Here is a 14,880-nt window from a genome sequence, read left to right on the forward strand (position 1 = left end):
GTGGATCACGAGGCACCCGCCTTCGCCCGCAGGGCGGCGGCGTCCGTCTCCGCCGCGCGGTCCCTGGCGTCCGCCCGCGCCCCGCGGTCGGCGGCGTCCGGTGCCGCTCGCCGCTCGGCGATGTCCGTCGCCGCGCCGCGGTCCGCCGCGCCCGCCCTCGCCCGGCGGTCCGCCGCGGCCCGGGCCCGCTCCCGCAGGCCGACCAGGTCGTCCGGTTCCGCGTCGGGGACGTCGCGGTCGAAGCGGGCCAGCGTCGGCAGCCGCAGACCCAGGACGACCAGGCCCGCCATCGCCAGCCCGAACAGCACGTACATCAGGGCGATGCCGCGGCCGGGACCGGTACCGACGAGCGGCCCGAAGACCGGGGCGAGGGCGCCGCCGGGCTCCATCAGCGGCCCGAAGAACGCGGAGCCGAGCGGGGCGACCACGCCGTGGCCCAGCGGGATCGTGGACCAGGCGACCAGCGTGTTGAGGGCGAACACCCGCCCGTGGAACCGCTGCGCCACCTTCGTCTGGACGATCGTCGCGTAGATCCCGTTGACGAGGGCGAGGGCGAAGGACATCCCGAAGGCCCCGAGGGCGACCACCCACAGGTTCGCGCGCAGTCCCGTGACGGCGCCCGCCAGCGCGAGGAGCCCCGCGAGGGCGAGCATGCCGCGCAGCCGGTGCCGGCGCGGCCCGCCCCAGAAGCCCATGGCCACACCGCCCAGGAGCGCGCCGGCGCCGCCGGCGACCGCGACCCGCGCCGCGCCGCCGAGGTCGTCGAAGGCGAGGACCAGCGGGGTGGTGAGGAGGAAGAGCGGCGAGAGGAAGACGTTGAGCCCGGCGAACCACAGGAGCATCGAGCGGAAGCCGCGGTGCCGCCACGCGTGCGCGAAGCCGTTGCGGATCTCCGCGACGAGGGACTCGCGCCGGGTCCAGGGCAGTGTGCGCGGGAACCGCACCACGAGCAGGATCCCGATGGCCACGGCGTAACTGATCACGTCGATGACGAGGATGCCGCGCAGCCCGATCGCGGCCATCAGCGCGACGGCGGCCAGCGGCACGACGAACTGCGCCGTGCCGAAGGCGAGCTGGACGATGCCGTTGGCATGGCCCAGATAGCGCTTGGGCACGAGCTGCGGCACGGCCGAGGCGTACGCGAGCCGCTGGAAGGTCAGCGCGACGGAGAGCACGCCGAGCAGGACGTACACCTCCCACGACCGCAGTTGGCCGGTGAGCAGCAGGACCAGCAGCCCGGCCTGGGTGGCGCCGGCGGCGACATCGCCCACGAGCATCACCCTGCGCCGGTCCATCCGGTCGACGAGCGCCCCGGCCAGCGGGCCGACGAGGATGCCCGGGAGCATGGCGACGACCGCGTACAGCGCGTAGCGGGCCATCGACCCGGTCTCCAGGAGGATCCAGATCGGCAGAGCGAACTCGGTGAGCGCGGAGCCCATGATGGAGGCGAGCTGGCCGCCCGCCACCAGCAGGAAGCGCCCCATGCCGGGTTGCGGGCCCTCGTCCGGATCGGCGCCGGGGCCCGGGGCGGATCCGGTCCCGGAGTCCGATCCGGCGGCGCTCCCGGGGGCCCCGAGCTCGGCAGTCACCGGCGCCGTGTCGTCGTCGGCGGCAGGGCCGGTCTCACCGTGGAACCACCAGGAGTTCTCCGGGTCCGCCGCCGGCAGCGCGTCGGTCGTGCCGTCCAGGACCGCACGGTGCACCCGCGTGACGGCCTCCGCGACCTCGACGGCCCGGTAGGTGATGAAGAAGTGCCCGCCCTCGTCCAGCACGGCCACGGCGGACCGTTCGGCGAGGAGCAGCCACTCCCGGTAGCGCTCCTGGTAGAAGTCGGCGGCCGGGTCCCGGTCGCCGACCAGCGAGACGAGCGGTGCCCGCAGCCGGGGCGCGCCGTCGGCGACCTCCGCGATGGCGCGGGTGAACCAGTCCTCGGCGGCCAAGGTGTCCCGGCGCATGTTGCCGATGACGAACCGGACCTGCTCCTCGTCGAGTTCGGAGGTGTCGACGCCCATGCCGGTCAGCCAGTTCGCGTACGTCCGGTCGCCGACCAGCGGTTCGAGCGAGGCGATCTTGCCGAGAGCGGTGAGGAGACGGCTCCGCGGCTTCGCGAAGGGGTACTGGGCACCGGCGTACACGCCCTCCAGCTCCCGGCCGGACGCCTCCAGGGAGCGGGCGACGGCGACGGCGAGCGCCGTACCGACGGCGCAGTGGCCGTAGACGACGAGCGGGCCCTCCACCCGCTCCCTGACCTCCGCCGCGATGCCCTCGGCGAGCTCGTCGAAGGAGAGCCGTTCCTCGGTCACCCCGAGGTCGTGCCCGGGGATGGCGACGGCCCACAGCTCGGTGTCGGCCGGCAGCGCGTCGGCGACGGGCTGGTAGACGACGGCGCTGCCGCCCCCGTACGGGACGCAGACGAGGGTGAGCCGCCGCCGCTCGGCGGGGACCGCGCGGGTGAGCCGGTGCAGCAGGGACCTCGGGCCGCGCTCCCGCTCGTCCCGGGCGGCGACGGCGGCGAGTTCGCGGACCGTGCGGTGGGTGAACAGGTCCATCACGCTGATCGGGCGGGCCCCGGCCTCCGTCAGCCTCCTGCGGGCCTTGGCCACGACCTGGGTGGCGAGGAGCGAATGGCCGCCGAGGTCGAAGAAGTTCTCGTCGGCGCCCACCCGGGGCAGCCCCAGGACCTCCGCCCAGATCTCGGCGAGGACGAGCTCGGCCGGCGTCTCCGGCTCGGCCGCCCCGGCCGCGCGGTGGACCGTCGGCACGGGCAGGGCCCGCCGGTCCAGCTTGCCGTTCGGGGTGAGCGGCAGCGCGGGCACGACGGTGAAGGCGGTCGGCACCTGGTGATCGGGCAGGCTCCGCCGGAGCGTGGCGCGCAGCGCGGACGGGTCGGGCTCGTCGGCGCCCGGGGCGGCCACGAGGTAGCCGACGAGGCGCTTGTCGCCGGGCCGGTCCTCGCGCAGCACGACGGCGGCGTCCGCGATGCCGGGCTGTGCCCGGAGCGCGGCCTCGGTCTCGCCGGGCTCGATCCGCAGACCGCGCAGCTTGATCTGCTGGTCGATCCGCCCGAGGTGTTCGAGCGTGCCGTCCGGGCGCCGGCGCGCGAGGTCGCCGGTGCGGTAGAGCCGGGAGCCGGGCGGGCCGTACGGGTCGGGCACGAAACGGGTGGCGGTGAGACCGGGGCGCCGGTGGTAGCCCAGGGCGACGGCGGTCCCGCCGATGTGGAGCTCCCCCGGGGCGCCGGGCGGAACCGGCCGCAGGCGCTCGTCGAGGACGTAGAGGCGCGTGTTGTCGATGGGGAGACCGATCGGCACGGTCTCCATCGGCCCCGCGCACTCCCAGGCGGAGACGTCCACCGCGGCCTCGGTCGGCCCGTACAGATTCGCCAGGGCCAGGCCGGGCAGCCGCGAGATCAGCTCGCGGGCGGCGTCCGGAGGCAGCGCCTCGCCGCTGCACACCACGCGCCGCAGCCCGGTGCAGCGCTCCACGCCCTCCTCGGTGAGGAAGGTCGTGAGCATCGCGGGCACGAAGTGGGCGACGGTGACGCCGGCGGAGACGATGAGGTCGCGCAGGTAGCCGCTGTCCTTCTGCCCGCCGGGCTTGGCGAGCACGATCCGCGCGCCGGCGGTGAGCGGCCAGAAGAACTCCCAGACCGACACGTCGAAGCCGGTCGGGGTCTTCTGGAGGACGGCGTCCTCGGGCCCGATCCGGTACGCCTCCTGCATCCACCGGATGCGGTTGGCGATGGCCCGGTGGGTGGTGGGCACGCCCTTCGGACGGCCGGTCGAGCCGGACGTGTAGATGAGGTACGCGGTGTCGTCCGGCCGCGGACCGGCGGGCACGGTGCGGGCGCGCGGCCACTCGGCGGGGTCGTCGAGCAGCAGGACGCGGGCGGCGCAGCCGTCGGGGGTGGCCAGTCCGCGCTGGGTGAGCAGGACCGGGGCGTCGCTGTCGGCGAGCAGGAAGGCCAGGCGCTCGGCCGGGTAGTCCGGTTCGAGCGGGGTGTACGCCGCTCCGCTGCGCAGCACGCCGAGGAGCCCGGCGACGAGCTCCGGCGAGCGCTCGGCGCTCACCGCGACCAGGTCGCCGGGGCCGACGCCCTCCGCGGCGAGACGGGCGGCGATCCGGTCGGCCAGGGCGTCCAGGGCGCGGTACGTCAGGGCGGGCCGGTCCTCGACCGCGACCGCCACGGCGTCCGGGGTGCGGGCGGCCTGCTCGGCGAAGAGGGCGGTCAGGGTGGTGGCCGGGCGGTCGACGGCGGTGTCGTTGAACCGCTCGGTCTCGAAGGCCCGCTCCTCGTCGGTGAGGGCGTCGAGGCCGGAGAGGGGCACGTCGGGCGCGGCGGCGACGGCGTCGAGCAGCCGTCCGAGGTGGGCCGCGAGGACGGCGACGTCCTCCTCGGCGAACAGGTCGGTGTTGTAGTTGAAGGAGCCGTACAGGCCCTCCGGCCACTCCTGGAGGAAGAGTTCGAGGTCGAACCGGGTGCCGCTCGCCCGGACACCGAACGGCTCGACCTCCAGGGGCAGTTCGAGGGCGGTGTCGTCGCGCTGGACGGCGTAGTTCTGCACGGCGAGGACGGCCTGGAAGACCGGGGGCCGCGAGACGTCCCGGGGCACGTTCAGCTCGCTGACCAGCTGGGCGAAGGGCAGCTCCTGGTGGGCGTACGCGTCGAGGCAGGTCTCGCGGGTGCGGCGGACCAGCTCGGCGAAGGACGGATCGCCCTCCAGCCGCGCGGGCAGCGCGAGCACGTTGACGAACATGCCGACCAGCGGCTCCAGTTCGGGCTCTGGACGGCCGGCGACGGGCGAGCCGACGGCGAAGTCGCGCCGCCCGCCGTAGCGGGACAGCAGGATCTGGAACGCGGCCAGGAGCACCATGTGGGGGGTGGCGTCGTGCCGGTCGCCGAGGGCGGTCAGCCGGTCGAGCAGCGGCCGGTCCACGGAGAAGGCGTAACCGGCGCCCTCGAAGGTCTGCCGGGGCGGCCGGGGCCGCGAGAAGGCCAGCTCCAGCGGCTCGACCCCGCCGAGCTCGCGTCCCCAGTGCGCGAGTTCGGCGGCGAGCCGCTCGCCGCTCAGGCGCTCGCGCTGCCACAGTGCGAAGTCGCCGTACTGCACGGCGAGTTCCGGGAGCGGGTCCGGCGCCCCGGCCACCCTGGCGGCGTAGCTCCGCAGCACCTCCCCGAGGAGCACCTCGCTCGACCAGCCGTCGCTCACGCTGTGGTGGACGAGCAGCAGGAGGACGTGGTCGTCGTCGGCGAGCCGCACCAGCAGCGACCGGAACAGGGGCCCCTCCTCCAGGTCGAAGGGGACCGCCGCGGCCTCGTCCACGATCCGTTCGGCGCCGGCCTCGTCGGCCGCCTCGACCAGCGTGAACGCGGCCGGCCCGGGCGGGTCGACGACGAGCAGCGGACGCCCGTCCTCGGTCGCCGGGTAGCGGGACCGCAGCGTCTCGTGGCGGGCGACGCTCCCGTCGAGCGCGGCCCGCAGGGCGCCGGCGTCCAGGGGGCCGCGCAGCCGCCGTACGACGGGAATGTTGTAGGCGGACGTCCCGGGCGCGAACTGCTCCATGAACCACAGGCGTTCCTGCGCGAAGGAGAGCGGGACGGGCGTGCCCGGGGCGCGGCGGGGAATGACGGCCGTGGGCTTCGCCCGCGATGCCAGCCGACGCCGGAGCAGCTCGCGCTTGGCGTCGGAGAGGGCGGGCGCGAGGGGACCGGGTGCCGGGGGCGGACCGGCCGGAGTCGCGGTGGCGGAGGCCGGGGCGGGCGGGGGAGCGGTGCCGTTGGCGGGGGCGGGGGCGGGGGCGGGCGCGGGTTCCGGGGACGGGTCGGCCGGGGTCGTGGTGTCGGTGGTGCTCATGACGTCGGTCGGCTTCCTTCCAGGGCGTCCTGGGCGGCCAGGAGTTCGACGGCGGCGGCCTCGGACAGGGTGTCGATCTCGGCGGCGAGGGCGGCTTCGACGGCCTCGGCGAAGGCGGCCACCGTGCGGTGGGTGAAGAGCGCGCGGAGCGGGACGGACAGGTCGACGGCGGCGCGGACGCGGGCGACGACCCGGGTGGCGAGGAGGGAGTGCCCGCCCAGGGCGAAGAAGTCGTCGTGCGCGCCGATCCCGGCGACGCCCAGGACCTCGCCCCAGACGTCGGCGACGAGTTCCTCGGCCTCCGTACGCGGCGGGACGTGCACGGCACGCGGCGCGGCCCCCGCGTCGGGCGCGGGCAGCGCGGCCCGGTCGAGCTTCCCGTTCGGGGTGAGCGGCAGCGCGTCCAGGAGGACGAAGGCGTGGGGGACCGCGTGCGGCGGCAGCACCGCGGCGAGTCCGCCGCGCAGGGCGTCCGCGTCGGGTGCGGGAGCGTCCGGGGCGGGGACCACGTGGGCGACGAGGACGTCCCCGCGCGCGGTGACGACCGCTCGTCCGACGCCCGGGAGCGCGAGGAGCGCGGCCTCCACTTCCCCGGGCTCCACCCGGTAGCCGCGCACCTTGACCTGGTCGTCGATGCGCCCCAGGAACTCCAGCTCCCCGTCGGACCGGCGCCGCACCAGGTCGCCGGTCCGGTAGCGGCGGGCGCCCGGCGGCCCTTCGGGGTCGGGGACGAAGGCGCGTGCGGTCGCGCCGGGCCGGCCCAGGTAGCCGTCGGTCACTCCGACACCGCCGATGACGAGCTCCCCGGGGGTTCCGGGGGGCACCGGGCCGCCGTGCCGGTCGAGGACCGCGACGGTCGTCGCGCCGATCGGCCGCCCGATCGGCGGACGCGCGGTGCCGTCCCGGTCGCCGAGGTCCGCCGTGGTCGCGATGATCGTCGTCTCGGTGGGACCGTACGAGTTGACCAGCCGCACCCGGTCGCCGAACCGCGCCCGCCAGGCCGCGACGGCGTGCGGCTGCACCTGGTCGGCGCCGAGGATCAGCAGCCGGAGCCGGTCCGGCCAGGGGGTCTCGTCGAGGTCGGCGACCAGGTGGTGCCAGTAGGGCGTGGGCAGGTCGAGGACGGTGACGCCGGCGGCGTACGGCTCGGCCAGCTGGTCGGGGAGGGTGGTGTCGGGCCGGGCGGTGACGAGGACGGCCCCCGCGGCGAGCGCGGGGAAGAGTTCCTCGGCGCTGGTGTCGAAGGAGAGCGTGGCGTACTGCAGCACGCGGTCGTCGCCGGTGAGGCCGTACCCCTCGCGCATCCAGGCGACCCGCGCGGCGAGCGCCCGGTGCGGCACGAGCACGCCCTTGGGCGTCCCCGTCGAGCCGGACGTGTAGATGAGGTACGCCGGGTCGTCGGGGCCGGCCTCGTCACCCGGGGCCGGCTCCGACGACGGGCCGGGTGCGGGCTCCGCCGGGTCGGGGAGCAGGGACAGCAGCGGGACGCCGGCGGGTGTCCCGGGGACGGGACCGTGGGGAGCGGCGTCGGGGAAGCCGTCGGGCAGGGTCCCGTCCGGGGTGACGAGCAGCGCGGCGCCGCTGTCGGCGAGCATGAACGCGAGCCGGGAGGCGGGGTACGAGGGGTCGAGCGGGAGGTATCCCGCGCCGAGACGCCAGGCGGCGAGCATGGCGACGACGGCCCGCGGGCCCCGCGGGAGGCAGAGCGCGACCAGGTCGCCTCTGGTGACGCCGCGCGCGGCCATCCGGGCGGCGAGCGTCCGGGAGGCGTCGGCGAGCGCGCCGCGGGTCAGGCTCTCGTCGGGCCCGACGACGGCGAGGGCGCCGGGCCGCTCGGCCGCCGCCAGATCGACGGCCCGGAGCACGGTCGGGGCGGCCGGTCCGGTGAGGCCGGGACCGCGGGACCCGTCGGCGAGGAGCCGGAGTTCGTCCGCGTCGAGCAGGGGGAGCCGGTGGACCGGTGTCTCCGGGGCGTCGAGTGCGGCCCGCAGGAACGTCTCGAAGCGGGACGCGAACGCGGCGGCCGTGCGCGCGTGCAGCAGATCGGTGCGGTAGCCGAGGACGGCGTGCAGGTCGTCCCCGTCCGGCCGGATGTCCAGGCCGAGGTCGAACTTGACCGCGGTGTGGCCGCCGTCGGTCTCGGCGCACGTCAGATCCGCGAAGCCCTGCTCGCCGAGCGCGCCGCCCTCGTGGGTGTGGACGGCGAGCAGGGTCTGGAAGACGGGCGTGCGGCCCGCGTCCCGCTCCGGCCTCAGCTCCTCGGCCAGGCGCTCGAAGGGGATGCGCCGGTGGCTGAGCGCGCGCAGCCAGTCGGACCGGGTCCTGCGCAGGGCGGCGGCGAAGGTGGGGGCTCCGGCGAAGCCGGCCCGCAGGACGAGGGCGGAGGAGAAGTAGCCGATCGTCCGCTCGCTGTCGACGGTGTCGCGCGCGGCGGTGGGCACGCCGACACAGAAGTCGTCCTGCCCGGTGCTCCGGTGCAGCACGCCGGCGTAGGCGGTGGCGAGGACCATGAACGGCGTGACGCGGTGCGCCCGGGCGAAGGAGTCCAGGGCGGGGCCGATCCCGCGCAGCACCCGGGTGTGGTAGGCGCCGGAACTGCTCGGCGCGGCAGGCCGGGGCAGATCGAGCGGCAGCTCCAACGCGGGTGCGCCGGACAGGTGCTCGCGCCAGTGGGCCAGTGCGCCGGCGGCTTCGGGACCGTCGAGCCAGGCGCGTTCGGCGGCGGCGTGTGCCCGGTAGGAGGGCACGGCGGGAAGACCGGGATCGCGGCCTTCCCGGAAGGCCGCGTAGTGGTCGGCGAGTTCGGTCCGGAGCAGTCCGAGCGACCAGCCGTCCGCGACGATGTGGTGCAGGACGAGACAGAGCAGGTGCTCCCCGTCGCCGGTGCGCAGCAGCGCCGCCCTGAGCAGCGGTCCGGTGGCCAGGTCGAACCCCGCGTTGGTGAGTTCGGCCAGCGTCTCGGCGGCCTCCCGCGCGTCGCCGCTCCGCAGGTCGCGCCGGTCGAGGGTGACCGGCCCGGGATCGTCCACGACCGCCGCCGGCTGCCCGTCCTCGGCGGGGAACCGCGTGCGCAGGGCCTCGTGGCGGGCGACGACGCGGTCGAGCGCCCGCTCCAGGGCCTCGGTGTCGAGCGGGCCGCCGAGCCGCAGCACGTACGGAATGTTGTACGCGGGGTTCCCCGGCTCCAGCTGGTCCAGGAACCAGAGCCGTTCCTGCCCGACGGACAGCACCCCGGCGTGCTCGTCCATGACACCGGCCGGCGGCTCGACTCCCGAGGTCACCACATGGACTCCTGCTCGACGCGGGGCGCGGCACCGTCGAGGGTGCGGCGCGGAAGGGAACCGGGCGTACCTGAAAGGAACGATTCCGGACATGGAGGGAGGGGGTGTCCGGGGGACAGGAGCCCTCGTGGGGCGGCCGCCGCGACGGCACCGATGCTAGGGAGGGGACGGAGGCGAGGTCAATGGTCTGGACCATCCGGTCGCATCGGCCGGCGGTGACGGAGGCGGGTCGGCGCAGTTGGGAGTACTGATCGGACCTTCGCCGCACAGCGGCTGCGGCGCCCCGTCGGGAGTGGGTGCGCCGGTGTTCCGCGCGGCACCGGGATGCGAGGAGTCGACGGCGGGCCGGACGCCGGGAAGGCCGCGCCGTGGCCGGATCTGTGCACCGGCGGGCGGCGTGGACCCGCTCGGGGCGGGCCGGCACGTGTATCCCGCACACAACAACCTGTTGGTCCATACCACTTGACGGTTGGTCTAGTCCTTTCTAGGGTCACGGCAACACTGCGGTGGGTGCAGAGGAGGGACACCACGCACCCAGCGACCCGCAGGGTCGACAGGCCAGGGGACATCCCTGTCCGCCGAACCCCTCCGAGGAGCATCCTTGAGCACTCTCACGCGACGGCGCGGTCCCGGATCGCCAAGGCGCATCGCCCCGAACACGCGGTCCAAAGCCCTCGCGGGCGCCACCGCCCTGCTCCTCCCGCTGGGCGCCATGGTCGCCCTCGCCGCGCCCGCGGAGGCGGCGACCTCGGCCACCGCCACGTACGCCAAGGCGTCCGACTGGGGTTCCGGCTTCGAGGGCCGGTGGACGGTGAAGAACACCGGCACCACCACCCTCACCTCCTGGACCGTCGAGTGGGACTTCCCCGCCGGCACCAAGGTCAACTCCGCCTGGGACGCCACCGTCACCAACTCCGCCGACCACTGGACGGCCAAGAACCTCGGCTGGAACGGCACCCTCGCCCCCGGCGCCTCGGTCTCCTTCGGCTTCAACGGCAGCGGGACCGGAGCCCCCACCGGCTGCAAGCTCAACGGCGCCTCCTGTGACGGCGGCACCACCAACCCCGGCGACAACGCCCCCTCCGCCCCCGGCGCCCCGGCCGCCTCCGCCGTCACCGACACCTCGGTGAAGCTCACCTGGGCCGCGGCCACCGACGACAAGGGCGTCAAGAACTACGACGTCAAGCGCGGCGGCACCACCGTCGCCACCGTCACCGGCACCACCCACACCGACACCGGCCTCACCGCCGGCACCGACTACAGCTACACCGTCGTCGCCCGCGACACCGCCGACCAGACCAGCCCCGCCTCCGGCGCCACCACGGTCCGCACCACCGGCGGCGGTGGCGGCGGTGAGAACCCCGGCGGCAACGGGAAGATCAACCTGGGCTACTTCACCAACTGGGGCTCCTACACGGTGAAGAACCTCGTGACCTCCGGCTCCGCCGCGAAGATCACGCACATCAACTACGCCTTCGGCAACGTGCAGAACGGCAAGTGCGTCCTCGGCGACCCCTACGAGGACCACCAGAAGTCCTACACTGCCGCCCAGTCCGTCGACGGCGTCGCCGACACCTGGGACCAGCCGCTGAGCGGCCACTTCAACCAGCTGCGCAAGCTCAAGGCCCAGTACCCGCACATCAAGGTCCTGTGGTCCTTCGGCGGCTGGACCTGGTCCGGCGGCTTCGGCCAGGCCGTGCAGAACCCCGCCGCCTTCGCCAAGTCCTGCCACGACCTGGTCGAGGACCCGCGCTGGGCCGACGTCTTCGACGGCATCGACCTGGACTGGGAGTACCCGAACGCCTGTGGCCTGACCTGCGACAGCAGCGGTCCGGCCGCCTTCAAGAACATGATGCAGGCCATGCGCGCCGAGTTCGGCCCGAACAACCTGCTCACCGCCGCCATCACCGCCGACGGCTCCAGCGGCGGCAAGATCGACGCGGCCGACTACGGCGGCGCCGCCCAGTACATCAACTGGTACGACGTGATGACGTACGACTACTTCGGCACCTGGGCCGCGCAGGGACCGACGGCCCCGCACTCCCCGCTGACCTCGTACCCCGGCATCCCCGCGCAGGGCTTCAACTCGGCCGACGCGATCGCCAAGCTGAAGGCCAAGGGCGTCCCGGCCTCCAAGCTGCTCCTCGGCATCGGCTTCTACGGCCGCGGCTGGACCGGCGTCACCCAGTCCGCGCCCGGCGGCAGCGCCACCGGCCCGGCCGCCGGCGTCGAGCCCGGCAACCAGTACTACAAGGTCCTCAAGACGACCTGCCCCGCCACCGGCACCATCGCGGGCACCGCCTACGCGCACTGCGGCACCAACTGGTGGAGCTACGACACCCCGGCCACCGTCGGCACCAAGATGACGTGGGCCAAGAGCCAGGGTCTGGGCGGCGCGTTCTTCTGGGAGTTCAACGGTGACACCACCGACGGAGAACTCGTGAACGCGATCAGCAACGGCCTGAAGTAGGGGGGGGCAACCCCTTCCCGAGCGAGCAACCGGCCCGCCCGCCCCGACCGAGGGGCGGGCGGGCCGTCGCGTGTCCGCGACCGGGTGGGGGATCCCCGTCGCGGAGCCGCTGGACCGTTCGGGCCATCGCGGTCTCCCTCCGCGGACGGCGCAGCGGGTCGGGAAGCGCGGCCCGCGGCCGGGTGACACCATCGGCGAGGTCGAGACCACCGAGGAGTGGACATGTCCCTGGAGATCCTCCTTCGCCGCTTCCCCGTGACGGACACGGCGGAGCCGACGGCGCCCGCCGAAGGCCGGCACCCCGTGCCCGCCACCCTCGCCGGCCTGTTCGAGCGGGCCGCCGGCAGCATCCTCGTGGACGGTTTCCTGAGGTTCCACACCCCGGACTCCGCCCGGGAGTCGTACGAGGCGTGCGCCCGCATGATCGAGGGCGTCGAGGGGCGCTACTACCCCTTCGCCTTCGACTGGACCGGCCGCGAGCTGCTCTTCGACATCCGCGACCCGGAGGCCAGGCCCCGCTACGTCATCGCGATCGACCCGGCCGAGGGCGAGCACTTCACCACCGGCCTGACCGTCGACGAGTTCTTCGAGGCCGCGGCCGACGAGGACGAGGACGCCCTCGCCTTCCCCTACTTCCAGGAGTGGCGGGAGGCCAATCCCGGTACGGGACCGCTGGGCTTCGGCGAGGTGGTCGGATACAAGGTGCCGCTGGCCCTGGGCGGCTCGGACGACGTGGCGAACATGGAGGTGACCGACCAGCGGGTGTACTTCGAACTGTGCACCCAGCTCGCCCTCCAGCTCCGCGACCTGCCCGAGGGCACCGAGACCGACCGCGCCTCCGGCACGCCCCCGGAGCCGGGAGCCTGAGGGCCACGTCAGTGCGTCGAAGGTCCTCCCCGACGGCGTCGTGGAGGAGACCCACGACCCCGGCCTCCTGGTCGCTCGTACCGGGTCCTGACACCGCGACGAGCCGTTCGGGTGAACCGTCGGGATCACGCGTCACGCGCAAGGCATGCGGATTGTCACATCGATATGACAACAGCGCAGCAGGTCTTCCCCCGTCAGGTTCCCCGCCCCGCGATCACGGCCTTCCCGCGCCGTCCGGGAGAGCTGCCCGATCCGGGCGAGCGGCGCCGTCTGCGCGAGCAGTGGGGCCTGTCGACCCGGCAGGTGGCTCTGGCGTTCGGAGTGACACCGGCCACGGTCCGCTCCTGGGAGCGTGGACGTTCGACGCCCCGGGGCGGGCGCAAGGAGGCGTACCGCCGGTTCCTCGCGGGGCTGGCCCAGCACGGCGCCGCCGGTGCGGGCACCCCGGTCCTCTCCGAGCGCGGCGCGCGGCGCCCGGCGGCCCGCACCCCGCGTCGGGCGCCGACCCCCTCGGCCGCCTCGACGCGGGACGGTACGTCCCACCGGCCGACGGCCCCCGCGCCGCTGCGCGTGCGGCACGTCGGCCGGAGCGGGCCCGACCCCGTGGCGCCCGAGCGGGTCCGGCGCCTGCGGCTGCTTGGCGCCGCGGCCTGCGTGTGGTCGCTCGCCTGGTGGGTCGTCCTCACCTGCCCACCCCCGCTGTAGCGGCGGAGGCCCCTCGGTGCGGCGGCCGGCTCACACGATGCCGGTCACGTTCACCCGCACCACCTCCGGCGGCGCCGCGGCCGCGACGGCGGCCGCGGCGCGGACGGCCCTGGCGGTCCGCGCGGCCTGATGCCGTTCCCGTACGACGACGTCGACGCGCACGCCGCTCACCGTCCCGCCGGCATCGACGCTGACGAACACCGACGCACCGGCCGTGCCGCCCCCGGCGGCGCCGGCCGGGCCGGTCACGGAGGCGCGCAGCAGACCGCGCAGGCCCGGCCGGAGGCAGGCCACTCCGGGCACGCCCAGGACGGCCTCGGCGACCGCCTCGGAGAGGAGCCGTGCCTGTCGGGTCGTCATGTCCGTTGCTCCCGAGGTCGGTCGTGCGGGTCGTGCAGGTCGGTGACCGTCACGTCGAAGGCGGAGACGGCCAGACCGAGGCGCTCCAGAGCGGCGCGGGCGAGGCCGTCGCGCACCGCGTCGGTGACGCACCGCAGGTCGCGGCCGTACTCGACGGTGATGGCGATCCGGACGCCGACAGGGCCGCGACCGGGGCTCAGGCGGCTGCCCTGCGGGGTGATGCGGCAGCTGCCGGCGCGGACCCCCGGTACTTCCTCGGCGGCCGCGCGCAGGGTGCGCGCCGCGACGGACTCGTAGATCCAGCTGTCCTCGTCGGACGCACCGAGCGGAAGATCGCGCCCCGGCCGCAGTTCCAGCCGGACCACGTCCATCACGCGCTCGACCAGCGCGGAGGTGTCGACGTCGGCCGGCGGCGTCGCGGTGGCGAGGGGAAGAGCCGCGGCCCTCAGGCGTTCCAGGTCGGCCACCGCCTGCGAACAGAAGACGCAGGAGAGCGTGTGGAGGTCGTCCGCGGACGCGAGGGTCGCCTGTTCCCACACGGCGGCCAGATCCCGGCCGCACGCCAGGAGTTCGAGGCCCTCGTCGTCGGGGTTCTCGCGGGGGCGGGGAGTGCTCATCGCCACGCGGCCATCGCCTCCATCAGCACGCGCCGGGCCCGGAAGACGCGGGCCCGGACCGCCTCGGGTCTGATCCCCACCGTCTGGCCGATCGCCTCGTAGGGCTGCCCCTCGACCTCCCGCAGGACCCAGCAGACGCGCTGCTCCGCGGAGAGCGCGTCCATGGCCTGGGCGAGGTCCCGCACGGCGGCGTGCGACTCGGCCGCGCGGGCGGGGGAGGAGCGATGGTCCGGAGCGGCCGGTTCGGCGACCGCGTCGAGGTCGGCGGCGGGCCTGCGGGACCGCAGCAGGGTCAGACAGCGATTGGTGACGATGCGATGCAGCCAGGTCGCGAACCCCGCCTCGCCCCGGTACTCGGGAAGGCTGCGCCACGCGCTGACGAACGCGTCCTGGACGGCGTCCTCGGCCTCGGCACGACTGCCCATCAGGCGCTCGGCGAGCTGGAGCATGGCACCTGAATGGCTTCGTACGAGCATCTCGAACGCCTCCTCGTCCCCCTCCGCCGCCCTGACGGCGAGCAGCCGGCCTCCGGGATCAGCCGTCTCCCCGGACCCGTCCGGGCTCCACGGACCGCACCGAGCACTCACTCGCGGGCTCCTTCCAGCTTCCACCGCTTTGACGGCGCCCGCGCCGGTTCCGTTACGCCCGATCGATTCGCACTGTTGTCCCTCGCGTCCACGGAAGAGCTGCGTAACGAACGGCCTCCCGGCGCCGTCAAAGGAGTG

General features: G+C 74.9%; 8 protein-coding genes. 3 read left to right on the plus strand and 5 right to left on the minus strand.

Features of this window, described 5'->3' with window-relative positions; translation table 11 throughout:
• Nucleotides 1–5: 5 nt before the first annotated feature.
• Both ACFYT9_RS17160 and ACFYT9_RS17165 read right to left on the minus strand, forming a co-directional pair.
• Nucleotides 6–5,855, minus strand: coding sequence for an amino acid adenylation domain-containing protein (locus tag ACFYT9_RS17160; protein WP_389164423.1), 5,850 nt, complete (start codon nt 5,853–5,855; stop codon nt 6–8).
• Nucleotides 5,852–9,103, minus strand: a complete 3,252-nt coding sequence (locus tag ACFYT9_RS17165; protein WP_389164656.1) for an amino acid adenylation domain-containing protein — start codon at nt 9,101–9,103, stop codon at nt 5,852–5,854. Before ACFYT9_RS17165 ends, ACFYT9_RS17160 begins: the two co-directional genes overlap by 4 nt.
• A 634-nt stretch (nt 9,104–9,737) precedes the next feature.
• Here ACFYT9_RS17165 and ACFYT9_RS17170 point away from each other — a divergent pair.
• The 3 genes from ACFYT9_RS17170 (at nt 9,738) to ACFYT9_RS17180 (ending at nt 13,178) form a co-directional block, all read left to right on the plus strand.
• Nucleotides 9,738–11,606 carry a glycosyl hydrolase family 18 protein gene (locus tag ACFYT9_RS17170; protein WP_389164426.1) on the plus strand — a complete coding sequence of 623 codons (1,869 nt, stop codon included), beginning with the start codon at nt 9,738–9,740 and terminating at the stop codon, nt 11,604–11,606.
• A 222-nt stretch (nt 11,607–11,828) separates the two neighbouring features.
• Complete coding sequence (locus ACFYT9_RS17175; protein WP_389164429.1) at nt 11,829–12,473, plus strand: T6SS immunity protein Tdi1 domain-containing protein; 645 nt, start codon at nt 11,829–11,831, stop codon at nt 12,471–12,473.
• A gap of 165 nt (nt 12,474–12,638) precedes the next feature.
• A complete protein-coding gene (locus ACFYT9_RS17180) occupies nt 12,639–13,178 on the plus strand; it encodes a helix-turn-helix domain-containing protein (protein ID WP_389164432.1) in 540 nt (179 codons plus the stop codon).
• A gap of 30 nt (nt 13,179–13,208) precedes the next feature.
• On the opposite strand, the gene ACFYT9_RS17185 is transcribed toward ACFYT9_RS17180, so the two are convergent.
• Genes ACFYT9_RS17185 through ACFYT9_RS17195 form a run of 3 tightly spaced genes read right to left on the minus strand, consistent with a single transcriptional unit; the run spans nt 13,209 to nt 14,631 of the window.
• On the minus strand, nt 13,209–13,538 hold the full coding sequence (locus tag ACFYT9_RS17185; RefSeq protein ID WP_389164434.1) for an Asp23/Gls24 family envelope stress response protein: 330 nt from the start codon (nt 13,536–13,538) through the stop codon (nt 13,209–13,211).
• Nucleotides 13,535–14,155, minus strand: coding sequence for an Asp23/Gls24 family envelope stress response protein (locus ACFYT9_RS17190; RefSeq protein WP_389164659.1), 621 nt, complete (start codon nt 14,153–14,155; stop codon nt 13,535–13,537). The genes ACFYT9_RS17185 and ACFYT9_RS17190 overlap by 4 nt, the downstream gene beginning before the upstream one ends.
• Entirely contained in the window at nt 14,152–14,631 is a 480-nt protein-coding gene (locus ACFYT9_RS17195) for an RNA polymerase sigma factor (protein WP_389164662.1), read from the minus strand. Before ACFYT9_RS17195 ends, ACFYT9_RS17190 begins: the two co-directional genes overlap by 4 nt.
• Between the last annotated feature and the right edge of the window lie 249 nt (nt 14,632–14,880).

It is taken from the genome of Streptomyces sp. NPDC004435 (genome assembly GCF_042873895.1).
GTDB lineage: Bacteria > Actinomycetota > Actinomycetes > Streptomycetales > Streptomycetaceae > Streptomyces.